This window comes from Salinimicrobium flavum (assembly GCF_042684505.1).
GTDB lineage: Bacteria > Bacteroidota > Bacteroidia > Flavobacteriales > Flavobacteriaceae > Salinimicrobium > Salinimicrobium flavum.
In genome coordinates this window covers 379,206-402,348 of sequence record NZ_JBHULT010000006.1, presented here as the reverse complement: position 1 = coordinate 402,348, position 23,143 = coordinate 379,206, and the positions used below count along the sequence as shown (strand labels likewise).

22 protein-coding genes are annotated in these 23,143 nt (G+C 43.0%); 11 read left to right on the top strand and 11 right to left on the bottom strand.

Annotated elements, in window-relative coordinates; all coding sequences use genetic code 11:
- Positions 1–9: 9 nt before the first annotated feature.
- The 3 genes from rnc to pyk all read left to right on the top strand — a co-directional run bounded on the left by rnc (position 10) and on the right by pyk (position 2,778).
- Complete coding sequence (gene rnc / locus ACFSTG_RS05175) at positions 10–747, top strand: ribonuclease III (RefSeq protein WP_380749150.1); 738 nt, start codon at positions 10–12, stop codon at positions 745–747.
- A gap of 111 nt (positions 748–858) precedes the next feature.
- The gene (locus ACFSTG_RS05170; protein WP_380749147.1) at positions 859–1,347 is read left to right on the top strand and encodes an IPExxxVDY family protein; all 489 of its coding nucleotides are present in this window, start codon (positions 859–861) and stop codon (positions 1,345–1,347) included.
- Entirely contained in the window at positions 1,348–2,778 is a 1,431-nt protein-coding gene (pyk, locus tag ACFSTG_RS05165; protein ID WP_380749144.1) for a pyruvate kinase, read from the top strand.
- A 53-nt stretch (positions 2,779–2,831) separates the two neighbouring features.
- Here pyk and dinB read toward each other — a convergent pair whose 3' ends face one another.
- Positions 2,832–3,929, bottom strand: a complete 1,098-nt coding sequence (dinB, locus tag ACFSTG_RS05160; RefSeq protein WP_380749141.1) for a DNA polymerase IV — start codon at positions 3,927–3,929, stop codon at positions 2,832–2,834.
- 107 nt (positions 3,930–4,036) lie between these two features.
- On the opposite strand from dinB, the gene ACFSTG_RS05155 reads away from it, so the two are divergent.
- From ACFSTG_RS05155 to ACFSTG_RS05145, 3 genes are read left to right on the top strand one after another with little or no spacing between them, the layout of a single operon-like run.
- A complete protein-coding gene (locus ACFSTG_RS05155) occupies positions 4,037–4,693 on the top strand; it encodes an NAD(P)H-binding protein (RefSeq protein ID WP_380749138.1) in 657 nt (218 codons plus the stop codon).
- A 13-nt stretch (positions 4,694–4,706) separates the two neighbouring features.
- Positions 4,707–5,192 carry a CYTH domain-containing protein gene (locus tag ACFSTG_RS05150; RefSeq protein ID WP_380749135.1) on the top strand — a complete coding sequence of 162 codons (486 nt, stop codon included), beginning with the start codon at positions 4,707–4,709 and terminating at the stop codon, positions 5,190–5,192.
- On the top strand, positions 5,189–5,692 hold the full coding sequence (locus ACFSTG_RS05145) for a YciI family protein (RefSeq protein WP_380749133.1): 504 nt from the start codon (positions 5,189–5,191) through the stop codon (positions 5,690–5,692). The genes ACFSTG_RS05150 and ACFSTG_RS05145 overlap by 4 nt, the downstream gene beginning before the upstream one ends.
- 60 nt (positions 5,693–5,752) lie before the next feature.
- Here the strand turns inward: ACFSTG_RS05145 and ACFSTG_RS05140 are convergent, their stop codons facing one another.
- The 5 genes from ACFSTG_RS05140 to ACFSTG_RS05120 all read right to left on the bottom strand — a co-directional run bounded on the left by ACFSTG_RS05140 (position 5,753) and on the right by ACFSTG_RS05120 (position 13,154).
- Positions 5,753–7,153 (bottom strand): efflux transporter outer membrane subunit, encoded by a 1,401-nt coding sequence (locus tag ACFSTG_RS05140; RefSeq protein ID WP_380749131.1) that lies wholly within the window; start codon positions 7,151–7,153, stop codon positions 5,753–5,755.
- A gap of 1 nt (position 7,154) precedes the next feature.
- The gene (locus ACFSTG_RS05135; protein WP_380749129.1) at positions 7,155–10,298 is read right to left on the bottom strand and encodes an efflux RND transporter permease subunit; all 3,144 of its coding nucleotides are present in this window, start codon (positions 10,296–10,298) and stop codon (positions 7,155–7,157) included.
- 9 nt (positions 10,299–10,307) lie between these two features.
- On the bottom strand, positions 10,308–11,423 hold the full coding sequence (locus ACFSTG_RS05130) for an efflux RND transporter periplasmic adaptor subunit (RefSeq protein WP_380749127.1): 1,116 nt from the start codon (positions 11,421–11,423) through the stop codon (positions 10,308–10,310).
- 13 nt (positions 11,424–11,436) lie between these two features.
- The gene (locus ACFSTG_RS05125; protein WP_380749125.1) at positions 11,437–11,940 is read right to left on the bottom strand and encodes a GbsR/MarR family transcriptional regulator; all 504 of its coding nucleotides are present in this window, start codon (positions 11,938–11,940) and stop codon (positions 11,437–11,439) included.
- Between the two features lie 140 nt (positions 11,941–12,080).
- Positions 12,081–13,154 carry an isoaspartyl peptidase/L-asparaginase family protein gene (locus tag ACFSTG_RS05120; RefSeq protein ID WP_380749123.1) on the bottom strand — a complete coding sequence of 358 codons (1,074 nt, stop codon included), beginning with the start codon at positions 13,152–13,154 and terminating at the stop codon, positions 12,081–12,083.
- A gap of 129 nt (positions 13,155–13,283) precedes the next feature.
- On the opposite strand from ACFSTG_RS05120, the gene ACFSTG_RS05115 reads away from it, so the two are divergent.
- Both ACFSTG_RS05115 and amaB read left to right on the top strand, forming a co-directional pair.
- On the top strand, positions 13,284–13,802 hold the full coding sequence (locus ACFSTG_RS05115; RefSeq protein WP_380749121.1) for a 3-hydroxyanthranilate 3,4-dioxygenase: 519 nt from the start codon (positions 13,284–13,286) through the stop codon (positions 13,800–13,802).
- Between the two features lie 108 nt (positions 13,803–13,910).
- Positions 13,911–15,464: an L-piperidine-6-carboxylate dehydrogenase gene (gene amaB, locus ACFSTG_RS05110; RefSeq protein ID WP_380749119.1), complete on the top strand. Its 1,554-nt coding sequence runs from the start codon at positions 13,911–13,913 to the stop codon at positions 15,462–15,464.
- 109 nt (positions 15,465–15,573) lie between these two features.
- On the opposite strand, the gene ACFSTG_RS05105 is transcribed toward amaB, so the two are convergent.
- On the bottom strand, positions 15,574–16,695 hold the full coding sequence (locus tag ACFSTG_RS05105) for an alkene reductase (RefSeq protein ID WP_380749117.1): 1,122 nt from the start codon (positions 16,693–16,695) through the stop codon (positions 15,574–15,576).
- 124 nt (positions 16,696–16,819) lie between these two features.
- Positions 16,820–17,392 carry a Crp/Fnr family transcriptional regulator gene (locus ACFSTG_RS05100; protein WP_380749115.1) on the bottom strand — a complete coding sequence of 191 codons (573 nt, stop codon included), beginning with the start codon at positions 17,390–17,392 and terminating at the stop codon, positions 16,820–16,822.
- A 210-nt stretch (positions 17,393–17,602) separates the two neighbouring features.
- Here ACFSTG_RS05100 and ACFSTG_RS05095 point away from each other — a divergent pair, with 210 nt between their 5' ends.
- On the top strand, positions 17,603–18,193 hold the full coding sequence (locus ACFSTG_RS05095; RefSeq protein ID WP_380749113.1) for a nuclear transport factor 2 family protein: 591 nt from the start codon (positions 17,603–17,605) through the stop codon (positions 18,191–18,193).
- Positions 18,194–18,256: 63 nt separating this feature from the next.
- Here the strand turns inward: ACFSTG_RS05095 and ACFSTG_RS05090 are convergent, their stop codons facing one another.
- A complete protein-coding gene (locus ACFSTG_RS05090) occupies positions 18,257–19,201 on the bottom strand; it encodes an EamA family transporter (protein WP_380749111.1) in 945 nt (314 codons plus the stop codon).
- Between the two features lie 116 nt (positions 19,202–19,317).
- Here ACFSTG_RS05090 and ACFSTG_RS05085 point away from each other — a divergent pair, with 116 nt between their 5' ends.
- Together ACFSTG_RS05085 and ACFSTG_RS05080 are read left to right on the top strand one after the other, a co-directional pair.
- Complete coding sequence (locus ACFSTG_RS05085; RefSeq protein ID WP_380749109.1) at positions 19,318–20,511, top strand: CapA family protein; 1,194 nt, start codon at positions 19,318–19,320, stop codon at positions 20,509–20,511.
- Positions 20,512–20,696: 185 nt separating this feature from the next.
- Positions 20,697–21,248, top strand: a complete 552-nt coding sequence (locus ACFSTG_RS05080; RefSeq protein ID WP_380749107.1) for a hypothetical protein — start codon at positions 20,697–20,699, stop codon at positions 21,246–21,248.
- Between the two features lie 57 nt (positions 21,249–21,305).
- Here the strand turns inward: ACFSTG_RS05080 and ACFSTG_RS05075 are convergent, their stop codons facing one another.
- Both ACFSTG_RS05075 and ACFSTG_RS05070 read right to left on the bottom strand, forming a co-directional pair.
- Positions 21,306–22,310, bottom strand: a complete 1,005-nt coding sequence (locus ACFSTG_RS05075; RefSeq protein WP_380749105.1) for an acyl-ACP desaturase — start codon at positions 22,308–22,310, stop codon at positions 21,306–21,308.
- Between the two features lie 103 nt (positions 22,311–22,413).
- The gene (locus ACFSTG_RS05070; RefSeq protein ID WP_380749103.1) at positions 22,414–23,142 is read right to left on the bottom strand and encodes a metallophosphoesterase family protein; all 729 of its coding nucleotides are present in this window, start codon (positions 23,140–23,142) and stop codon (positions 22,414–22,416) included.
- Position 23,143 lies beyond the last annotated feature (1 nt).

Sequence of the window (23,143 nt, the reverse complement as noted above, 5' to 3'; positions counted from 1 at the left end):
GATCTTTCCATGAGTGTTATTAGAAACATATTAAATTCCCGTTCTTTCAGAGGCGGGAATTTTTTTATGGAGCTCACCAAGATCATGGGGTTCAAACCACGTAATATAGGTTATTACAAGAAGGCTTTCACCCACCGCTCCCTTAATAAAAAGGACGAACTGGGTAATGCCATCAATTTTGAACGCATGGAGTTCCTGGGCGACGCTATGCTAAGTGCGGTTATTGCATCTCATCTGTTCAGGGAAGTTCCCTCGGGCAATGAAGGTTATCTTACCAAAATGCGGTCAAAGATCGTGAGCAGAAAGCACCTGAATGAACTTGGAAAAGACCTTAATCTTATAAAGTACATACAGACTAATATCTCCACAGATCAATTTGGCACCAACATTCACGGAAACCTTTTTGAAGCTTTAATAGGGGCGATCTATCTGGACCGGGGATATCGCTACTGCAGAAAGTTCATTTATGAAAGAGTTATTGATCCTTATGTAGACATTGAACAGTTGGAAGGGCAGGTGATAAGTTATAAAGGGCTTTTGATCGAATGGTGTCAAAAAGAGAAAAAGGAATTCAGTTTTGAGGTTTATGAGGATACCGGTATAGATGAGCTGAAACATTTTGCGGTCAAACTTAGAATTGAAGACCGGGTTGTTGCAAAGGCCAGGGCAACTTCCAAGAAAAAAGCAGAAGAAAAGGCATCAAAAAGGGCTTATTACGCATTACAAAACAGGATCGATCTTGTTTAGAAGAATAATCAGAAACTACAACGTTTTCGTAGAAACTTCTGAAGATTCATTCCCAAAAGCTTAATTATCTTCTTTACAATTTTTACCTTTAACCTTCGATGAAAATAAGATATGCCGGCCCATAAACTGGTTTTAGATGAGGTAATTGACGAGTCTTTCAAGCTTGTAGCCATACATTGTTCTGTAGAGGAATACAAGCTGGCTTTCCTTTTAAATAAACATTTAGACCTAAGGCTGTCCAGATCACGCAGAGATATTGATTTTCAGATTAGGGCTTCCAGAGTGCTTTTTGCCCTATACACCTTCGAAGATCAACAGAAGTATTGCAACTTCTACCTGGTCAGCAATTTTTCCAAAGGAGAGTACAGAACAACACCGGGCGAAAATTCCCTTTTCGGGGAGACAGAAATGACCGTAAAGAAAACTCATCTTTTACCCGAGTTCAGGCAGGTGGATTTTTTTCTGAAAATAGAAGAAGAAGGAAATGAAGTTTCAGAAAAATTACTTGTGGACAAGATCAAAGAGATCCCGCAGGTATCCACTGCATATTTTATAGATATTCATCAAATAAAATCAAAGGAAAATTTAATTTTTGACTAGATGCCGAAAACAAAGAAAACGAAAATAGTAGCCACTCTCGGCCCCGCCACCAGTAGTAAGGATGTACTTAGAAATATGTTGAAAGCGGGAGTGAATGTCTTCAGGATCAACTTCTCTCATGCTAACTATGATGATGTAAGAGAACGTATCAAGATGATTCGGGAGCTGAATGAGGAAGAAGGTTTTTCTGCAGCTATCCTGGGGGACCTTCAAGGGCCCAAGCTAAGAGTGGGTAAGATGAAGGAAGAGGTAGTGGTTTCAACGGGGGACGAAATTATCTTTGCTACCGGTCAGGAATTTGAAGGTACCGCAAAAAGGGTCTTCATGAATTATGACCAGTTCCCAAAGGATGTTAATCCAGGGGAACGAATTCTTCTTGATGACGGGAAACTGATTTTTGAAGTTGTGGAAACCAACAGAGAAGATGAGGTTTTAACCAGGGTTATTCAGGGAGGACCCCTTAGATCCAAGAAGGGAGTTAACCTTCCGAATACGAGTATTTCATTACCCGCCCTTACCGAAAAAGATGTAGAAGATGCCATTTTTGCAGTAGGTCAGGAAGTTGACTGGATCGCACTGTCTTTTGTTCGCCACAGCGAAGACCTCATTGAGCTGCAAAACCTCATCAAAGAACATACAGATCACAAGATCCCCATCATTGCCAAGATCGAAAAGCCTGAAGGCGTAGAAAATATAGATAAGATCGTAGCTTATTGTGACGGATTGATGGTAGCACGGGGCGACCTGGGCGTTGAGATCCCTGCGCATGAGGTGCCTCTTATTCAGAAGCAACTGGTGTTAAAGGCCAAAAAAGCAAGAATCCCGGTAATTATTGCGACTCAAATGATGGAAACCATGATCACCAGCCTTACCCCAACACGGGCAGAGGTGAATGATGTGGCCAATTCTGTAATGGATGGTGCAGACGCGGTAATGTTAAGTGGAGAAACCTCGGTAGGGAATTATCCAGTGCAGGTGATCGAAAAAATGTCACAGATAATTTTTAGCGTGGAGAATTCTCCACTTATAAAAGTACCCCATGATCCGCCTCATGTAAGGACCAAACGCTATATCACTAAAGCGATTTGTTTTCACGCGGCTCACATGGCCAACGAGATCAAAGCACAGGCTATTTGCACCCTTACCAACAGTGGTTATACCGCCTTCCAGATCTCTGCCTGGAGACCTGAATCCCATATCCTGGTATTTACCTCCAACAAAAGGATCGTGAACCAACTGAGTCTGTTATGGGGTGTGCGGGCATTCTATTATGATAAAATGGTGAGTACAGATGAGACCATTGAAGACGTGAACCGTATCGCTTATGAATCTAATTATGCAGAACTGGGGGATTTCATTATCAATCTTGCCGCAATGCCAATTAGTGAAAAAGGGATGGTAAACACTTTAAGGGTTTCAGAAATAGTCTAAAAACTTAATTTCTATCTATAATAAGCCACCCGGTTAGGGTGGCTTTTCTTTTTCTAGAAATCGAACTTCAGTTGCACTGCGACCTCCTTTTTTACTTCTTTTTCCTCCTCATTATCTGTATTGAGGTTTGAAAGAGAGATTCCCAACAGCCTTACAGATTCCTTCATTTTTTCCTGGTAGAGAAGTTCCTTTGCTGCTTCCAGGATCAATTCCTGCGACGAAATATAATACTGCAGGGTCTTACTGCGCGTTTGCAGGGTAAAATCACTGTACTTTATCTTCAGGGTTATAGTCCTGCCGGCTACCTTGCTCCTTGTGAGCCTTTTTTCTATTTCTTCGGAAATATTTTGAAGCCGGTCGTGCATGAATACTTCAGAAGAGATATTCTCTTCAAAAGTGCGCTCTGCTCCCAGGGATTTCCTGATGCGTGATGGTTTTACCTCGCTGTGGTGAACTCCCCGTACCACCTGATAATAATATTTTCCACTCTTCCCGAAATGTTCGTTAAGAAAGTCAAGCGTCTTTTCTTTCAGGTCTTTCCCCGTAAAAATACCCAGGCGATACATTTTGTCGGCGGTTACTTTACCAACTCCATGGAATTTCCTGATCTCCAGCTGCTCCAGAAAATTCTCTACCTCCTCGGGATTTACGGTTTTTTGTCCGTTGGGTTTATTATAATCGCTGGCAACTTTAGCTATGAATTTGTTTACAGAGATACCTGCAGAAGCTGTTAAACCGGTTTTTTCGAAGATCTTCTGCCTTATCTCCCTGGCGATCAAAGAGGCGCTGGGGTTTCCTTTTTTATTTTCGGTCACGTCGAGATAGGCCTCATCTAAAGATAAGGGTTCAACCAAATCTGTAAATTCAAAAAATATATTTCTTATGCGGTTTGAGAGCTCCTTATACCGGTCAAACCGGGGTTTAACAAAGATGAGGTGCGGGCAGTTGCGCTTAGCGATAACACTGCTCATGGCGCTCTTCACACCAAATTTCCGGGCTTCATAACTGGCTGCCGCCACAACACCCCTTTGAGAACTTCCGCCCACAGCAAGGGCTTTTCCCTGCAGTTCAGGATTATCCAGCTGCTCTACAGAGGCATAGAAGGCATCCATGTCTACGTGTATGATCTTGCGCTGTTTCCCCTTTTCCATCTGGCAAATTTAGTGAATCCTTCCTTTTGACCTTCCGAAGAACCAGACGGGAAAATCATTTGTTTTCTTCTCTAAAACGATTAATTTAACATTACAATTATAAAAAGATGAAGACAGCCATAATTCTTGGTGCGACCGGCCTAACGGGAAGTATATTGCTTGACCGGTTGCTGCGCGATGTCAGATACTCCAGGATCAAATTATTCTCCAGACGGTCTGTAGGATTTCAGCACCCAAAGTTGGAAGAACACCTTATTGACCTTTTTGAACTGGAGAAATACGCTGAAATGTTTACGGGAGACGAGGTTTTCGTTTGTATTGGAACTACAAAAAAGAAGACTCCCAATGAAGAGGTCTATAAAAAGGTTGACTATGGAATTCCTGTGACAGCTGCCCGACTGGCAAAAAAGAATGATATTGAAAAGTTCCTGGTGATCTCTGCCCTGGGAGCAGATCCTGAAAGCAAATTTTTCTACAACAGGATCAAAGGAGAAATGGAAAGGGAGGTGCTGGAACAGGATATCCCCGAAACTTATATATTTCAGCCTTCATTAATTGGCGGCCACAGGGAGGAAAAACGTACTTTCGAAGCACTCTGGAAGAAAGTAATGAAGTTAGGGAATCATTTACTGATAGGAAAGTTCAGGAAATACAGGAGTATACATCCTAAAACCATTGCCGCGGCAATGATCAAAGTTGCCAATAAAGGCTATAAAAAGAAAAGGATCGAATCGCATAAGATCAAAAAGATCGTTCGGGAATAATTAAAATAATTCAATGCAGGAAATAGAACGTAAATTCCTGGTGTCATCAATAGAAGGATTCAAGAAAAATGCCTCGAAAGTGACCAGGATCGTACAGGGATATTTAAACTCGGCTCCCGAAAGAACCGTGCGGGTGCGATTAAGAGGGGAAAAGGGATTTTTGACCATTAAAGGAATATCCAACCACAGCGGTCTAAGCAGGTTTGAATGGGAAAAGGAGATTTCTGCTGCTGAAGCTGGAGACCTGCTCAAAATTTGTGAGCCGGGAACTATTGAGAAAGACCGATATGAAATTAAGGTAGGAAATCATCTTTTTGAGGTGGATGAATTCTTCGGTGAAAATGCTGGTCTGGTAATGGCTGAAGTAGAACTTACTTCAGAAGATGAGATCTATGAAAGACCGGAGTGGCTGGGGGAGGAAGTAACCGGGAACAAAATGTACTATAATTCCTATCTTAGTAAGTTTCCATATAAGGCCTGGCAAAATTATAACCTATGAAAAAAACGATTTTAACCCTCTTTGCTCTATTATTGTTAATAGGGTGTAACCAGAAGAATAACCCCAGAGGAATCCCCGGACCTGAGCAGGTAGAAGCAAAAAAACCTGACACTATCCCCGATGTGGAACAGCAGGCAAAGGATCTGCAGAGTAAGGGTTATGAAACTTTCTTCTATGAGGAGGAAGGACAAAAATACCTGATGCAGCAATATTACATGGTTTTTCTGAAAAGAGGTTCTAACAGGAGCCAGGATTCCACTGAAGCCGCTGCACTTCAAAAACAGCACCTCGCACATTTGAACCGTATGGCAAAGGAAGGTTATTTAAGTCTCGCCGGACCCTTCGGTGATGACGGAGAGATACGGGGAATTGCGGTTTATAATACTCCTACCCAAAAAATGGCCGATAGCCTGGCTAATCTTGATCCTATGGTCAAAGCAGGTAGGCTTGAAGTGGAGATCCATCCCTGGTGGGCAGAAAAAGCCGGATCCCTTAAGTAAAGAAAAAGGCTGCCTTATACGTCAGGTAGCCTTTCCACATTTAACCGGTTATGCAAATCTCTATTGCCAGCCGCCCCCCAGCGCCTGGTACAGGTTTACTATTGCGTTAAGTTCGTTGAAGCGTATATTCACCAGTTCAAGCTGCGCGTTCAGATAATTTTCCCTTGCCGTTAGAACCTCCAGGTAATTTGCAAACCCGTTATTGAGTAGTTCTTCGGAATAGAAGGTGGCAAGATCATATGCTTCAGATTCTTTTAATTTTACTTCCATTTTCTCTTCTGCCGCCTGATAATTATAAAGCGCATCAGAAACTTCGCGGGTGGCGATAAGCAAAGTTTCCCTGAAAGTCAGGAAAGCAATTTCCTGCCGTGCTTCGGCTACCTCAAATTCGGTTCGAATCTGCCGCCGGTTAAAGATTGGCTGCGTCAAAGAACCTGCTATGCTTGAAAAGAAAGAATTGGCATCCAGAAGATGGCTAAGGTTCAGGCTTTGAAAGCCTGCGGTGGCGTTGATACGAAGAGAAGGATAAAACATACTGCGGGCCACATTGGTCAGTTGAAAAGCATTGACCAGATTATATTCCGCGGCGACCACATCAGGACGGTTTCGCAGAAGCTGTAAAGGTACTCCCGTTCGTAAGGGAGTATTAATGATTTGTTGCTCAAGATCACTTCTTTCGATCTTGTGTGGAGCATCCCCCAGTAAGATCGAAAAGGTATTTTCCAAAAGTCTTATATCATTTTTAAGATCGATCATTACGGCCTGTGCACGGTATAACTGGGCTTCGGTTTGTTGTACTCCAACTTCGGTCACGTTGCCGGCGTCTTTTAATGCTCTCATGGTCTCCAGGCTTCGCTCGCGATTCCCGATGGTTTCACGTGTAATCGAAAGTTGGTCATCAAGGGCGAGTAACTGGTAGTAAAGGGAAGCAATATTGGAGATCAACTCTGTTTTTACGGCTTTATGGGCAGCTACAGATTGGAGGTATGATGCCTGCATGGCCAACTCATTGCTCCTTATTTTCCCCCAGATGTCTGCTTCCCAGGACAGGTCTGCAGAGAGGTCGAACTGGTCAATGGAGCTCCTTCCGTAGAGAGATTGGTTATTTCCGGCGAGTTCCTGGTGTACAACGCCTACTCCCGCACTTACCGAGGGAAAATAAGATGCCTTTCCCTGCCTAAGATAGGCCTGCGCAGCATTTATCTGCTGCAGGGCTATTCGTATATCAATATTGTTTTGCAGCGCTTCTTCAATATGTCCTGTCAGGTAAGGGTCTGTGAATAATTCCCTCCAGGATACCCCGGCCATAGTTGTGGTGTCCTGGGGCAAATTATCTGTCCTGAAGTTTGCTTCTTCAAGGACCTCTGCAGGACGTTCATAATCCCGGGCCACAAAACATGACTGGAAGGATACCATAATGGCGGGGACAAGAACTACCTTATATAAAATGGATCTTTTCATATTAAATTTCTTCACTTTCAGATAAAACTTCAGGCCTGCCCGCAAATTTTTCGTGTAACCACTGGAAGAGGATGAACAGGATAGGAATGATGAAAACTCCTAAAATGGTCCCTATGAGTAATCCACCCACTGCTCCCGTACCAATTGAACGATTTCCTACTGCACCAATTCCGCTTGAGAACACCAGTGGCAGTAATCCAATGATAAAGGCGAAGGAGGTCATGAGAATAGGCCTTAAACGGGCTTTTGCGGCATCAAGTGCAGCATCTACTATGGTCATTCCCGCATTACGCCGCTGTATGGCAAATTCGACGATCAAAATGGCATTTTTGGCCAGTAGACCCAGTAGCATGATAAGTGCGATCTGGAAATAGATATTATTCTCTAGTCCGGTAAGGCTGGTGGTGACATACGCACCCATTACTCCAACAGGTAGTGAGAACAATACGGCCAGCGGCAGTAAATAACTTTCATATTGCGCCGCCAGGATAAAGAACACGAACAGAATACTCAGCAGGAAGATAAAGGTAGTTTGATTTCCTGCGGAGATCTCTTCTCTTGTTAATCCTGAAAATCCAATATCAAAACCTTGCGGCAACGATCCTGTTCCAACCTTTTGAACAGCTGCTATCGCATCTCCCGAAGAATACCCTGGTGCGGCTGCACCGTTCACACTGGCCGAGTTGAACAGGTTGAACCTGGTAACCGACTGTGGTCCGTATACCCTGCTAAGGGATACGAATTCAGTGATGGGTGTCATCTCCCCCTGGGCGTTGCGCACAAAAAGAGAATTAAGGTCATCTACTGTAGCTCTATCCTCGGGTAAGGCCTGAACGAAGACCCTGTATTGTTTTCCAAACCGGGCAAAATCGGCGGCATAGACACTTCCTATATAGGATTGAAGGGTACTGAAAATACTTCCAATATCCACCCCTGCTTCTTTGGCTCTTGGAACATTGAGATCGATCTCATACTGGGGGTAATTAGTGTTAAAAGAACTCCTTGCATACAGGATCTCCGGCTGTTGGGAAAGATCTGCAAGATATTCCCGGGTGGCCATATCAAGATCTTCAAAACTTCCGCCGGTGCGGTCAAGGATCTTCATTTCAAATCCTGAAGAGGCTCCAAAACCGGGGACACTGGGTGGTTGGAAGAACAAAATATTTGCATCGCTTATCCCGGCTGTTACCTGGAAGAGCTTCCCAATGATGTCTTCGGAAGAAGTCCCTTCTTCTGTACGTTCATCCCAGGGATCGAGTTTAATAAACCCAAGGCCATAGTTACTTCCTGCACCTCCCATGAAGCTGAAACCGTTAACGAGGGAGGCCGTGTTGATTCCGGGGATCTTTTGGATCCTTCGGTTGAGTTCCGCAGTAACTTCCACTGTTCTATCCAGAGAAGCGCCGGCCGGCAGTTCAATATTGGCGAAGATCATTCCCCGGTCCTCATCAGGAACAAAACCTGTAGGAGTATTGGAAGATGCCCAGAAAATCGCACCTATGGCTGCAAGGATGATCACCCCGGTGATCCATTTGTGTTTGTACAGGTATGAAACCGAATGCACATATTTTCTCGTGCTGGCATCGAAAGCAACGTTAAAGGCGGCAAAGAACCTCTTTAAAAAGCCTTTTCGTTTTCCTTCTTTTTCATGTTGAGGTTTCAGGAACAGCGCGCATAGGGCTGGGCTCAGCGTTAAAGCGTTCACTGCTGAGATGGCTATGGCCACCATAAGGGTAACCCCAAATTGTTCGTAGAAAACCCCGGTGGGGCCGGTGATAAAGGTCACAGGAATGAATACCGCACCCATGACAAGGGTAATGGATACAATTGCCCCGGCTATTTCCTCCATAGCTGCATGGGTAGCTTTTTTAGCACTTTCTGCTCCCTGTTCCAGCTTGGCATGAACTGCCTCCACTACCACAATGGCATCATCTACTACGATCCCTATTGCAAGAACCAACGCGAACAGGGTTAAGAGATTAATTGAATAGCCGAAGAGATTCAGGAAGAAGAAAGTACCAATGATAGAAACCGGTACTGCTATAGCAGGGATAAGTGTTGATTTGAAATCCTGAAGGAAAATGAATACTACCAGGAATACCAGGAGAAAAGCCTCCAAAATGGTCATAACCACTTTATTGATGGAGGCGTTTAGGAATTCGTTGGTATCAAAATTAACCCTTACCGAGAGTCCGGTGGGGAAATTGCTTTCTAGTTGGTCTAGTTTCTCGTGGACTTCTTCGATGATCTCCTGCGCATTTGAACCCGGAGTTTGATAAACACCCATACTTACCCCGGGTTTTCCGTTCGTGAACGAAATAACATTATAACCCTGGGCGTCAAGTTCTACTTCGGCAACATCCTCTAATTTTAAAAATCGGCCGTTATCCAGGGCTTTGATCACGATATTCCGGTATTCAGACTCTTTGCTGTAGCGCCCGCTGTAACGAATCACGTATTCGAATGCTTCGGCATTATTCTGTCCCAAAGATCCTGCGGCAGCTTCCTGACTTTGTTCATTGATAGCACCTATAATATCTGTAGGAATAAGATTATATGCCGCCAGTTTTTCAGGCTTTAACCAGATACGCATGGCATAGGTCTTTGCTCCAAATACATTCACATCACCCACGCCATTGACCCTCTTAAGTTCCGGGATCACGTTGATGTTGAGGTAGTTCTGAATAAATGTTGCGTCGTACTCATCATTTTCAGAGAGTACGGTAAAGAACATCAATGCACTGGTTTGCTGCTTTTGCGTGGTGACCCCGCTCTGGGTAACTTCCCTGGGCAACAGGGGTGTGGCCCGGGCTACCCTGTTCTGCACGTTCACCGAAGCTATATCGGGATCAATTCCCTGTTTGAAGAATACCTGGATGCTGGCGCTCCCGTTGTTACTGGCGGTAGAGGTAATATAATCCATTCCCTCCACTCCGTTGATCTGTTCTTCAATAGGAATGATCACACTTTCGAGTACTGTCGCCGCATTGGCTCCGGGATAATTTGCCGATACCTGCACCGTAGGCGGAGCGATATCAGGATACTGTGTCACCGGGAGGGTGGTGATGGCGAGAATCCCCAACATTACAATTACTATGGAAACCACTGTAGATAATACCGGCCTCTCTATAAAAACTTTCAGCATCTTCTGGACTTATTTAAAAATTGGTTTTAAGGAACCGGCAATACTGTCAAAAGGAATGGGTTGCGGAGTTATAGGAGTATTATTGCGTAATTTTCCAACACCCTGCGCCACGATCCAGTCACCCTCTGCAACTCCTGCGCCAACCACAATAACGCCTTCAACCCTGTCCCGTACTTCAATGATCGTAGATACTGCCATTGAATCTCCCTGTACCCTATAAACGTAAACTCTTCCCTGCTGCTCGTAAGATGCAGATTCCGGTACCACCGGTACGTTCTCATAGGTTCGGGGGATTAGTATTTTTCCGCTGTTCCCACTGGTAAGGATCTCGTTGGGGTTTGGGAAGATTGCGCGGAAAGTTACCGTACCCGTGGAGGGGTCGATCTGTCCCGTAACCGTTTCCATTTTTCCTTCATGATCATAGATCTGTCCATTCACCAGTTCCAGGGAGACCGGCGGAAAGTTCTCTATTTTTTCTACCAGGTTCGACCCCGGGGTATTCTGAACGAAATTGAGATATTCCCTCTCATTCATAGAGAAAAAAGCATATACTTCCTCGATATCTGATACTCTGGTCAGGGGGTTAGGATCCCCCGGACTTACCAATGCTCCTTCCCTGTAATTAATGGAACTTACGTAACCATCCACCGGACTTTTGATCTGGGCATAACCAATACTGGCAGCAACGCTATTGTAATTGGCTTTAGCCTGCTCCAGCCTCGCCTTTGCCGTCTCCAGCTGTACATTGCTTATGATCCCTTTTTCCACCAGGGGTTTTAGTTTATCTACTTCAACCTGTGCAGCACTGACGTTTGCACGGGCTGCCCCCGCATCCTGAGACAAGGCCTCGGTTTCCAGTTTAAACAGTACCTGGCCCTTACTTACCTTTTCCCCGGCATCAACAAGTACATCGGTAATGTAGCCGGGAACCTTTGCCCTTACTGCACTGTTGACAGTCCCTTCAATGCTCACCGGGTAAGAAGTGAATCCTGTTACAGTTCTCACCGGTACTTCAACTACGGGAAGGGGCATTGCACCCTGTTGCTGGGCCTGTTGCTCTTCATTTTTGCAGGAAACCAAAAGGAGAATTCCCAGTACAATAGTTATGAAACTGATCTTTTTCATACGGTCTCGTGGCTTATAAGCCTTTTTTATTGATAAAGTTCGATTTTAGTTTTTTAATGCCTGCCGTTGTCTCCTCCAGGAAAACAAGTAAATTCTTTTGGAATTCGAGATCAAAGAGCGGCAGGTCATGATCCTCGTTATACGAGTTTCTTTTTTCTTTATACTGAAGGATCTCCTTGTGAACATTCTTTTCTGCTTCCCAGGAATTGATCATTTCATCAAAGACTTCAAGCGTGAAATTCGCATTGAGGGTAAAATACCTTTTTCGATCCCCGGGTTTTGTGAAATATTCTATCCGTCGGTGGTTTTGAAGAATTTCCAGGTTGGTCGAAACGGTGCTTTTGCTTGCATTCAATTGCTGTACCAGCTCATCAAAGGTTAGACCCTGCTTTCCGCTAAGTATTAAAGTGGAAAGAATACGGGCAGCTATTGGCGCCAGTTTGTATTTCTTTTCCATGATCACCCCCAACTGTTCCGTTAACCGGTTTTTCTCTTTATTCAGTTCTTCTTCCTTCATTCTTCTGAAAAATTGAACTGCAAATTTACATAATTAGTTCGGATGTAACCGAACCTTCCAAACTTAAATTTTATGCAACAAAAAAACAGCTTCCGAAAAAGCTGTTTTTTGAAGATCATTTATAAAGTGGAATTAAGAGTTTACTCTCCGTAGATCCCTATTTCAAGTTCTCCGTTTTTATTCATTTTTGCACGGTACATCCCCGCAGTATTAAATTCCATCGCGACATTTCCTTCGTGGTCTATCGCTACAATTCCACCGTCTCCGCCAAGCGCCGGGATCTTTTCCTGAATGACCACTCTTGCTGCCTCTTGCAGGCTAAGGCCTTTGTATTCCATTAAAGCTGAAATATCATGCGCCACCATTCCGCGGATAAAGAATTCCCCCCAACCGGTACTGGAGACCGCGCAGGTCGCATTATTGGCATAGGTGCCCGCGCCAATGATAGGAGCATCACCAATTCGGCCCCATCTTTTGTTGGTCATTCCGCCTGTTGAAGTTCCAGCGGCAAGGTTTCCGTTTTTATCAAGTGCGGCACATCCTACAGTACCAAATTTTGAGTCCTTGATAAAGGGGTCTGCAAAAGCGGTTTTTCCGTCATGATCCAATTCAGTTTTTTCTTTATCCCTGATGCGTTGCAGGCTTTTGTACCGGTTCTCTGTAAAGAAATACTGTGGATCTACTGTTTCTATTCCTTGTTGTTGTCCAAATTCCTCAGCGCCTTTACCTCCCAACATCACGTGTTCAGAATTCACCATCACCTCGTAGGCAAGATTTATTGGGTTTTTGATAGTAGTTACCCCGGCAACGGCACCTGCGTTAAGAGTTTCTCCATCCATAATTGATGCATCAAGTTCATTGGTGCCTGCATTAGTAAAAACAGCACCTTTCCCGGCATTGAAAAGCGGAGAATCTTCCATTATATTTATGGTCCTTTGCACAGCTTCCAGGGCAGTGCCCCCGTTGGCCAGGATCTGGTGCCCGGTGCGGATTGCTTCTTCCATTTTTGCACGATATTCCTGTTCAAGGGAATCTGACATGTTCTCCTTGAGAATAGTACCGGCGCCACCATGTATCACGATCCCAAAGTTGGGGATGGTATCTTTTTCTTCGGAAACAGTTGAGGTTTCAGTTGTTTCAGTGGATTGCTCATCCGGTTTGTTGTTGCACCCAATAAGGCAAAAAACGGATATAAGGAATAGTAATTTTTTCATGGTTTAAGGGTTTAGCTTCGAAAGTTAGGAAAAAAAATGAGTTAAGATTTTCTGCAGAAGTTCTTTCAGAAAGGAAACCGTGGGGGAAGTAAAAAGATTCCGTAAATTTAAGCTTTTAAAAACTGAAAAATGCCGATACCAAAACCGTTCAACCTGAATAAATGGATCGAACAAAACCGGGACCTGCTTAAACCCCCGGTAAGCAACAAAAGCCTTTATCCTGAAGCCGAAGATTACATAGTTATGGTCGTAGGGGGTCCCAATGACCGCAAGGATTATCATTACAATGAGACCGAAGAACTATTCTATCAGTTGGAGGGGAACATAAAAATCCATGTCCAGGTTGAGGGGGAAAAAAAGACCATGGAACTGGGGCCGGGGGATATGTACCTTCACCCGGGAAAAATTCCTCATTCTCCTGAAAGAACTGCAGGATCAATAGGCATCGTGGTAGAACGAAAAAGAACAGACCTGGATGCTAAGGATGGGCTCTTGTGGTTCTGCGACAACTGCAACAACAAGCTTTATGAGGTCTATTTTTCACTGAATGATATCGAGAATGATTTCCAAAAGCATTTTGACCATTTTTATAACAGTGAAGAACTCCGAACCTGCGATAAATGCGGTACGGTGATGGAGAAGAAATAGGGGATTCCACCCTTACAGGGATTCAGGCCAGGTTCGGAAGGCTTTCCGTGTTTAATTTTTTATATTCGCAAACATCCAAACAAATACATATTAAAACAACAACAACAAATGAATTCAGTAGCTGAAAAATTCGGAATTGATAAAGCGCTTAAGGAATTGGGCGTAAATGAAGTAAATAATGGAACCTCCACCGGGAAGGACTGGTTTTCTTCGGGAGAAGAGATCGAATCTTATTCTCCGGTAGACGGTGCGTTTATTGGTAAAGTAAAGGCCACCACAAAAGAAGATTATGAAAAAGTAATAGAGACAGCTTCAAAAGCATTTAAGACCTGGAGAACAATGCCTTCACCACAACGTGGGGAGATCGTTAGAAAGTTCAATGATGAGTTGAGAAGATTGAAGGAGCCACTTGGAAAATTGGTTTCCTATGAAATGGGTAAATCTTACCAGGAAGGACTTGGGGAAGTGCAGGAAATGATCGATATCTGTGACTTTGCAGTAGGTCTTTCAAGACAATTGCACGGTCTCACCATGCACTCAGAACGACCCGGGCACAGAATGTACGAACAGTACCACCCACTGGGCATCGTGGGAGTGATCTCTGCATTTAACTTTCCTGTTGCTGTTTGGTCATGGAATACTGCCCTTGCCTGGGTTTGCGGAGATGTGACCGTGTGGAAAGGTTCAGAAAAAACGCCGCTAACCTCTGTTGCCTGCCAGAATATTGCTGCCCGGGTATTCTCAGAAAACGGTCTTCCGGAAGGAATTTCCTGTTTGATCACCGGGGATTACAGAGTAGGTGAAATGCTCACCAATGACAAACGGGTACCTTTGATCTCTGCCACGGGATCTATCAAAATGGGTAAAATAGTTGCCCAGGCTGTGGCGGCACGACTTGGAAAATCTTTGTTGGAACTTGGTGGGAACAATGCGATCATCGTAACTCCAGATGCAGATATTAAAAATACAGTTATAGGGGCAGTTTTTGGTGCTGTGGGAACCTGCGGACAGCGTTGTACCTCGACCAGGAGACTGATTATTCACGAATCTATATACGATCAGGTGAGAGATGCCATCGTTGATGCCTATAAGCAATTAAGGATTGGGAATCCTCTTGATGAAAATAATCATGTAGGGCCACTTATTGACAAAGATGCCGTAAAGAATTACCAGAACGCGCTTACTAAGGTAGTGGAAGAAGGCGGTAATATCCTGGTGGAAGGCGGGGTACTTGAAGGCGAAGGTTATGAAAGCGGCTGTTATGTGAAGCCGGCCATTGCTGAAGCGAAAAATCATTACGAGATCGTACAGCACGAGACTTTTGCACCTGTACTTTACGTCATGAAATATTCCGGGGACGTAATGGATGCTCTTGAACTTCAGAACGGAGTAGTGCAAGGGCTTTCTTCGGCCATTATGACGAACAACCTGCGGGAAGCAGAGAGATTCCTTTCTGTAGAAGGGTCTGATTGTGGGATCGCCAATGTGAATATAGGAACTTCAGGAGCTGAGATAGGCGGAGCCTTTGGAGGCGAAAAAGAGACCGGTGGCGGTAGAGAATCAGGTTCTGATGCCTGGAAGATCTATATGCGCCGACAAACAAATACTATAAACTATACAACCGAGTTGCCCTTGGCACAGGGGATCAAGTTTGATTTGTAATATTGAGTAGTTAATATAGAAAATGAAAAACCCGCTTCAGGAGAAGCGGGTTTTTTTATAAAAAAAGCCCACCAGTAGGGTGATGGACTTTCAAGGTTGTTTGTGAAAATTAACTCTGAAGAACTTCAGATCTTTCAGTTTTGATTTCATAATCAAGATATCCTTCTTTTCCGGGAGTGTAAAATGTGTCCTGATCCCACTTAGTTAAAGGAACATCTTGTTCAAAACGTACTACCAGGTCTGGATTGGAAATAAAAGGTTTTCCAAAGGCTACAAGGTCAGCATTTCCTTCTTCCAGAACCTTATTTCCAGTTTCCTGATCAAATCCGGCATTAATTATCAAGGTGCCGTTGTAGATGGGTCTGTATCTTTTTGCGATTTCGGTTTCGGCATAAGGAATATCTGAAACGTCATTGAATGGCTCTGAAAGATGCAGATAGGCCAGATCATACCCGTTCAGTTTTTTGATGATATAATCAAAAGTAGGGATAGTTTCTTCGTCCATGGTCATTCCGAAAATACCGTTTAAGGAAGGATTCAGGCGAAGTCCTATTTTCTGCTCGGGCATAACCTCTTTAATGGCATCTATTATTTCAAAAAGTATCTTAGCCCGGTTTTCGATGCTTCCGCCATATTCATCGGTTCGGTGATTGGAGGTGCCATTGAAGAATTGATGTAAAAGATATCCATTGGATGAATGAATCTCCACTCCGTCAAAACCTGCTTCCATAGAATTTTTGGCAGCGTTTTTATAATCTTCAATCGTTTGTTTGATCTCTTTCAGGCTCATTTCCCTTGGGGTTACCGTATCTTTAAAACCTTCAGGGGTATAAGACTTTTCATTGGGATTTATAGCAGAAGGCGCCACCGGTAATTCCCCGTTGTGAAAATCTGGGTGAGACATTCTGCCAACATGCCATAATTGAATGAAAATTTTTCCATTGGCCTCATGTACTTTTTGGGTAACCTCTTTCCATCCTTGAACCTGTTCTTTTGAATAAATTCCGGGGGTATTGATATAACCTACGGCTTGCCTGGAGATCTGAGATCCTTCTGTAATGATCAGGCCTGCGCTGGCTCTTTGTTGGTAATATTCTCCCTGTAGTTCCCCCGTAGCTTTATTCTCTGGGTTATTCGCCCTGCTACGAGTCATAGGGGCCATGGCTACACGGTTGGACAGGATTAAATTTCCTTTCTTATATGGTTTTAATAATGCTTGCTTATTGCTCATTTTTTCCTTTTTATTAGTATTAATCTTCTAACTGTCACCTCAAGATTTAACATGGCAAACTTAAGGAAGAAGCCTGCTAAGTTTCCTTGATCTATGTTAAGTAAAAGGGTTAAAAAGGGTTAAACTATGGTATTTCTTTCCGAATTCTGCTCAAACTTTCAGGTTTCAATCCCAGGTAGTTTGCTATATGATAATTAGCGATCCTTTTTTCAATTTTAGGGTATGTTGCGCAAAATTCAAGGTATCGCTGTTTTCCTGTTTTCTGCAGAGAAGAAAGTACCCTGGACCTAAGGGCGACAAAAGCCCCGGTGGTTTTAATTCTGAAAAAGCGTTCGAACTTTGGAATCCTTTGATACAGTGCTTCCAGTGCGGTTTTATCCAAACCCAACAATACAGAATCTTCAATAGCTTCAACATGAAGTTCAGCCACACTTTCGCTGAAAAATGCTTCAAAATCACTTATCCACCAGTCTTCAATTGCAAATTGAATGATGTGTTCCTGCCCGGCTTCGTCCAGGTAAAATGCCCTAAGACATCCCTTTACCACATAATATTCAGAAGTGACAATATCTCCCGGTTTCACTAAATACATACCTTTTGGAATTCTTTCAACAGATAATAATCCTGTGAACTCCTCTTTTTCTGATGAAGTCAGGTCGATGTCGTTTGATATATGGTTTAAGATCTCAGCGTACACGATTATAAAATTGAGGTTGAAGCCGGCTGTGAAAATACAAATCTAATAGATTATGACAGTAGGTAACAAAAGTTAAAATCGAGAATTAGGTTTGTGAGAATAATTTTTTTAAAAAATTGATTGTCAGTAACTTAATTTTACTTTTAGAAATTTAAGCAGTATCTTTAATAGTGTTCCGGTCGATAAATGATTAACTAAAATTGAAGAACCATGAAAAAGAACATATTGTTTTTTGCAGCCTTGTTCCTGGTCCTGTTTTCATGTAAGGACCGTGAAAAAGAAGCAGAGGATACCGGTACATCTGGAGATCAATCTAATTACCAGGTCGCTTCAGATAAATTCTCAGATCTGAATGATGAAGCATTAGATCGTATGTCAAGTCTTGATTTTGACTCCTGGGGGGAATTATTGGCAGATAATGTGGAATATTATTTTCCCGACGGAGATGCAGAAACCAGAACCATCCTGAAAGGCAAAAAAGAAGTGATAAACTGGTGGAAGAACTGGAAAGAGTCTACCGGGATTGACACCATGAAATTCACAGATCGTGTCCATATTCCCATAAAAGCGAATCAAAAACTGAATTACTCGGGTCTTACAGGAGTGATCGTGATCTCTTATTTTTCAAATGAAATGATCTATAACGGGCAACCGGCCCAGGTAAGGACAAATGTAGCCGTTCATTATACAGAAGACAGCCTTATCGACAGGTTTTATACCTACTACGACAGGACTCCCATCTTAAATGTGGTCAATGCAAATGTGCTGGAAATAGTGGTTAAAAAAGATTCCATTAAATAAAATTTGTGCATTGAGAAAGCTACCTCTATCCATATTTTTAAATAGGATTGATATTAGAAACTCTTATTCCTTATTAATTTTCTCGGGAAGTTTACTGGTAAACCTTGAAAACATCACCAGCTTTTTCTTTGTGTTGATGAAGTAAACACCGGTGAGCAGAACAGCTGCCGCCATACCAGACTGGGCAGTGATTTGCTCATTCAGGAAATACCATCCAAGGATCATTGCAATAATGGGATTGACATAAGTTGAGGTAGCTACCTTTTCTGGTGAGACTACCTTTAAAAGGTAGTTGAAGGCTGTGAAGGCCACAATACTTCCGAAGAAAATGAGGAGCAGCATTGAAAATTGGGTGGGTGTGCTCCAGGTGGTGGGATAGCTCCACTCTTCCTGAAAAAGGTAACTCGCCAGCATCAGGAGAATTCCGGCAGTAAACATTTGATAACCGGTATTGACAAAATGATTGGTGGGTAAATTGGCCTTACTTACAAAAAGACTTCCGTAGGACCAGCTTATAAGACATGCGAATATCATGGAGATACCTAAAAGTGAATTCTCCTGGGAAGTCACCTGCTTCTGACTAACCAATAAGTATATTCCCAACAGGCCCAGAAAAACTCCTACCATTGACATGGGTTGGATCCTTTTACCATCCAGGATAAGCATTAAAAGCAGTACCATCAAAGGTTGCGCAGAAATCACCAGGGCAGCGAATCCGCTGTCTACAAACCTAAGGGCCCAAACTACCACCCCGTTTCCGAAACTAAGGAACAGGAATCCGGCGATGACCGTATTTATAAATTGTTTTCGGGTAATGCGAAGGCTTTTACCTGAAAACTTAGCGATAATAAAGATCAGGATGCCGGCGGTACTAAACCTGATAGCTGCCAGCATAAACGGAGGCAATTCGGTTACCGCGATTTTATTCAGTACATAAGTTGAACCCCAGATCACATAAATGGCAAAAAAGGCCATGATGATCAATAAAGGACTCCGGGCCTGGATCATTAATTCAGCTTTTTAGAAGCAGTAAAATTAGGAATAAAACTTCCTCTAATCTGAGAAGAAGGATTAAATCACTTGTAAATTTTTTATAACTTATATGGTGGTCTAAAACGAGTGGCATGCCGAAATGGAGAATAATTATTTTGCTGGCTATATTCATTGGTTTTTGGTTCAATGCAGGTGCACAGGGAAAGGATAAACCCATGGAAGAACAAAGGATCAAATTATTTCTTGGCGGGGATGTAATGACAGGACGTGGGATCGATCAGGCATTGCCTGTTTCTGTAGATCCCGTTATTTATGAATCTTATGTAAAGGATGCCCGCGGATATCTTCAACTAGCGGAAAAAGAGAATGGAAGAATTGAAGTTCCGGTAAGCTACAGCTACATCTGGGGCGATGCGCTTAAGATTTGGAAACTGGAGGAGCCCCACCTGAAGCTGATCAACCTGGAAACCAGCGTTACCACACATAACGAACCCTGGCCGGGAAAAGGTATCCAATACCGGATGCATCCAAAAAATGTACAAGTTTTGACTGCTGCAAGGATAGATCATGTAAGTCTTGCGAACAATCATGTGATGGACTGGAGCAGGGAAGGATTGAAAGAGACCTTAAAAACACTGAAAAAAGCAGGAATACAATACTCGGGAGCGGGAAAGGATACCCAGGCTGCCATAAAACCAGCCGTAATTACCACGGAAGCAGGTAGAATACTTGTCTTTTCCTATGGAGCCCGAACCAGCGGTATTCCCAGGTCCTGGGAAGCCGGAAAAGATATTTCAGGAGTAAATCTTTTAACCGGGCTCGGTAAAAAAGAGGTCCGGGAGATCACTCATAGTATAGATGCGGTAAAAAAGGAGGGGGACCTGGTCATTTTTTCAATACACTGGGGCGGTAACTGGGGGTATGAAATTCCCGAAAGGCATAAGGTCTTTGCCCATAAACTTATAGATGAAGCCGGTGTTGACCTGGTATTTGGTCATTCTTCTCATCATCCCATAGGAATTGAAGTTTACAAAGAAAAACTGATCATATACGGCGCCGGGGATTTCATGAATGACTATGAAGGCATTAGTGGCCATGAGGAATATCGCCCCTACCTTAGTCTGATGTATTTCCCCGAAATTGATATGGCTACCGGCCGGGTGGTAAAGTTGAAAATGGTACCAATGCAGATCAAAAAGTTCAGGTTGCGCCAGGCTAATGAAAGGGATGTCTTATGGCTTCAAAGGGTTCTGAACAGAGAAGGTGGAAAACTGGGTACAGCAGTTATTAGTGAGAAACAGGCATTACGGCTAAAGTGGGAATAATTCTTCCTGATATAAAAAACTTAAATTTGAAATTAGAGGAATTCAGGTAAGAAGAACTTTGATTTTTTTGTTTTTCGTGTTTATAAATAGCTTAAATTTAGATAGTTAAAAAAAGTTCCACAGGCATATTTTTACTTGTTTTTTCATATGAACATGCAGAAGAGGTGAAACATAAATCCTAAAAAATGGCTAGGAACAAGGTAAGGCGGCGGGAAAAAACTTCATTTTGGGAAAATCAGAAACTCTTAAGTATAACTGCAGTTTTAATCAGTATTGGAACCCTTTTGGTTTTTGTCTATCAAACGAACCTTGTCAGGAAGCAGCAGTATATGTCTGTTTTTCCTTATCTGGAGTTTCAGAACCATTCCGTCCTCTCACCAAATTACAAGCTGGTGTTAAAGAACAAAGGAATTGGACCGGCTTTAATTACCTCCAGGAACATAGTAATAAAAGGAAAAACCTATGATCTTGATTTGGGAATGTATCTTGAAGAAAACCTGGTTAGCGGGGACACTGCATACTTTAATATCACTAACATTAGGAAAGGGAATTTGATTTCTGAAAAAGAAGGGATTGACCTGGTAGTTCTCGAGCCCAATACCAGCAGGTCGGGCCTTGAAAAGCTTCACGGGCTTATTTACAATGACAGTCTTGAATTTGTTGTAGAATATGAATCTGTGTATGGAGAACGTTGGCAGGTGAGTTCAAAAAGCCCAACCCCTAGAAGGATAAATTAAAATGGGGATAAAAATAAAGAGTAACAAAAAACCCGCTTTTTAGCGGGTTTTCAAATATTATAGTGTTCCGTTAGGTGCCACCCAGGCAAATTGATGCGGGTCTTGCGGCACTTTGATCCTTTCGGCGATCCTTGTCATCCTGTCCGGAAGTTTCATTAAGTAGTCGCGTGCTTTTTCAGCTTGATCAGTTAAAGAGGTCATCTTATCGATTTCCCAGTATTCATTTAGCTTCTGAAGGATTTCAATATAATCCTGCGTGGTATATACTCCAAGACGTTGCGCGGCATTGGAGAAATTTTCGAAAGCTTCCCCAATTCCCTGACCTGATTCCCTGATGAACTGTGCAGGCATCACGATCTTTTTCTTCATCATGTCCTCAAAAGCAAGCATCATTTCACTTGGATCATATTCAAAAATGGTCTTCACGAATTCCCTGTAAGCAAGGTGGTGACGCATTTCATCACCGGCAATGATGTTACACATCTTTGCAAGCATCTTGTTTCCTTTCTTCTTAGCCAATTGCCCAACACGTTTATGCGAAATATTGGTCGCCAGTTCCTGAAAACTAGTGTAGACGAAGTTACGGTACGGGTCTCTTCCGGTACCAATGTCAAAGCCGTCGTTGATGAGGTATTGGGTGGTTTTTTCGACCTCTTTCATATTCACCCTTCCGGAGAGGTATAAGTATTTATTGAGGGTATCCCCATGACGGTTCTCTTCTCCCGTCCAGTGGCGTATCCATTTTGCCCAACCGTTCTGCAATCCTTTTTGCTGGCCGTGCTGCTCAACCCCTTCCATATCCATTAACCACGATTCATAGGTAGGCAGTGCTTCCTCAGTAACCATATCGGCCACAAGCACCACCCAGAAATCGTAACCTAATTCTGTTGCTTCCTCTCTAATTTGCCTGACTTCTTCGAAGAATCCCTCATCCTGAGAATTGGGGAGAAGATCTGTAGGTTGCCATATTTCTTCTACAGGAATAAGATATTTATCCACGTAGGCGTCAATTGACTTCTCTACTGTCTTCATTACTTCAAGTCTAATATTCTCTAAGGCCATACTTCTGTATTAATATTATTCTTTAGTTCAAGAATCAAACCACTTTTTGTTATGGTAATCTACAAAGGTAAGAAGTTTGAAAAGGGTAAAATTAAAAATCTTCTTAATTTCTGCCGTTCTCCTCAGGGTAAAGGGTCCAGACTTCATCACTTTGATAAACTTCTTTACTGTTCACATCCATCAATGATAATTTCCCTTTAAATGCGGCGCCTGTATCGAGGTTGTAAACATTTGCAGCCTTAAATGGTTTATCCCGTCCAACTCGTGTAACAGGAGTGTGACCAATGAAGATCTCTTTGAAAAGTTCAAGTCTTTTAGGATAACCTATATCACCGGGCTGTAGCGCAGGATCGATACATAATGCCATTTCCCAGAGGGTTCGGTCCCAATAGAAGGGTATTGGGGTATATTCCTGGGTAGGTCCTTTTTGATTGGTGAAGCCCGCATGCACAAACAATTTTTCCTCCTTGATAATATAATAGTTCACCATTTCTTCAAAAAACGCGGTATGCTTTTCCTTCTCTTCCTTGGAAAACTTCCTGTAGGCATCAATACTTGTTTGGCCTCCATGTTGCAGCCATTGGTCGTTAAGTTCACCGTCTTTCAACCATTTATGGGTAAGATCATCGTGATTCCCGCGCAGGAAGATACAAGTGTTTTGTTTGGCTAGTTCTATAAGATAACTTACCACATTGGCAGAATCGCTCCAGCCGTCTACATAATCTCCCAGAAAGATCAGTTCATCGTCGGGAGTAACTTTAGCGCGTTCCAAAAGCTGAACGAGGGCTTTAAGCCCTCCATGTATATCTCCTATTACCAGGGTGCGGTTCATT

Bases quoted from the DNA above. Each gene is read 5' to 3' on its own strand.
- rnc (WP_380749150.1), top strand. From the start codon at position 10: ATGAGTGTTATTAGAAACATATTAAATTCCCGTTCTTTCAGAGGCGGG.
- ACFSTG_RS05170 (WP_380749147.1), top strand. From the start codon at position 859: ATGCCGGCCCATAAACTGGTTTTAGATGAGGTAATTGACGAGTCTTTC.
- pyk (WP_380749144.1), top strand. From the start codon at position 1,348: ATGCCGAAAACAAAGAAAACGAAAATAGTAGCCACTCTCGGCCCCGCC.
- dinB (WP_380749141.1), bottom strand. From the start codon at position 3,929: ATGGAAAAGGGGAAACAGCGCAAGATCATACACGTAGACATGGATGCC.
- ACFSTG_RS05155 (WP_380749138.1), top strand. From the start codon at position 4,037: ATGAAGACAGCCATAATTCTTGGTGCGACCGGCCTAACGGGAAGTATA.
- ACFSTG_RS05150 (WP_380749135.1), top strand. From the start codon at position 4,707: ATGCAGGAAATAGAACGTAAATTCCTGGTGTCATCAATAGAAGGATTC.
- ACFSTG_RS05145 (WP_380749133.1), top strand. From the start codon at position 5,189: ATGAAAAAAACGATTTTAACCCTCTTTGCTCTATTATTGTTAATAGGG.
- ACFSTG_RS05140 (WP_380749131.1), bottom strand. From the start codon at position 7,153: ATGAAAAGATCCATTTTATATAAGGTAGTTCTTGTCCCCGCCATTATG.
- ACFSTG_RS05135 (WP_380749129.1), bottom strand. From the start codon at position 10,298: ATGCTGAAAGTTTTTATAGAGAGGCCGGTATTATCTACAGTGGTTTCC.
- ACFSTG_RS05130 (WP_380749127.1), bottom strand. From the start codon at position 11,423: ATGAAAAAGATCAGTTTCATAACTATTGTACTGGGAATTCTCCTTTTG.
- ACFSTG_RS05125 (WP_380749125.1), bottom strand. From the start codon at position 11,940: ATGAAGGAAGAAGAACTGAATAAAGAGAAAAACCGGTTAACGGAACAG.
- ACFSTG_RS05120 (WP_380749123.1), bottom strand. From the start codon at position 13,154: ATGAAAAAATTACTATTCCTTATATCCGTTTTTTGCCTTATTGGGTGC.
- ACFSTG_RS05115 (WP_380749121.1), top strand. From the start codon at position 13,284: ATGCCGATACCAAAACCGTTCAACCTGAATAAATGGATCGAACAAAAC.
- amaB (WP_380749119.1), top strand. From the start codon at position 13,911: ATGAATTCAGTAGCTGAAAAATTCGGAATTGATAAAGCGCTTAAGGAA.
- ACFSTG_RS05105 (WP_380749117.1), bottom strand. From the start codon at position 16,695: ATGAGCAATAAGCAAGCATTATTAAAACCATATAAGAAAGGAAATTTA.
- ACFSTG_RS05095 (WP_380749113.1), top strand. From the start codon at position 17,603: ATGAAAAAGAACATATTGTTTTTTGCAGCCTTGTTCCTGGTCCTGTTT.
- ACFSTG_RS05090 (WP_380749111.1), bottom strand. From the start codon at position 19,201: ATGATCCAGGCCCGGAGTCCTTTATTGATCATCATGGCCTTTTTTGCC.
- ACFSTG_RS05085 (WP_380749109.1), top strand. From the start codon at position 19,318: ATGCCGAAATGGAGAATAATTATTTTGCTGGCTATATTCATTGGTTTT.
- ACFSTG_RS05080 (WP_380749107.1), top strand. From the start codon at position 20,697: ATGGCTAGGAACAAGGTAAGGCGGCGGGAAAAAACTTCATTTTGGGAA.
- ACFSTG_RS05075 (WP_380749105.1), bottom strand. From the start codon at position 22,310: ATGGCCTTAGAGAATATTAGACTTGAAGTAATGAAGACAGTAGAGAAG.
- ACFSTG_RS05070 (WP_380749103.1), bottom strand. From the start codon at position 23,142: ATGAACCGCACCCTGGTAATAGGAGATATACATGGAGGGCTTAAAGCC.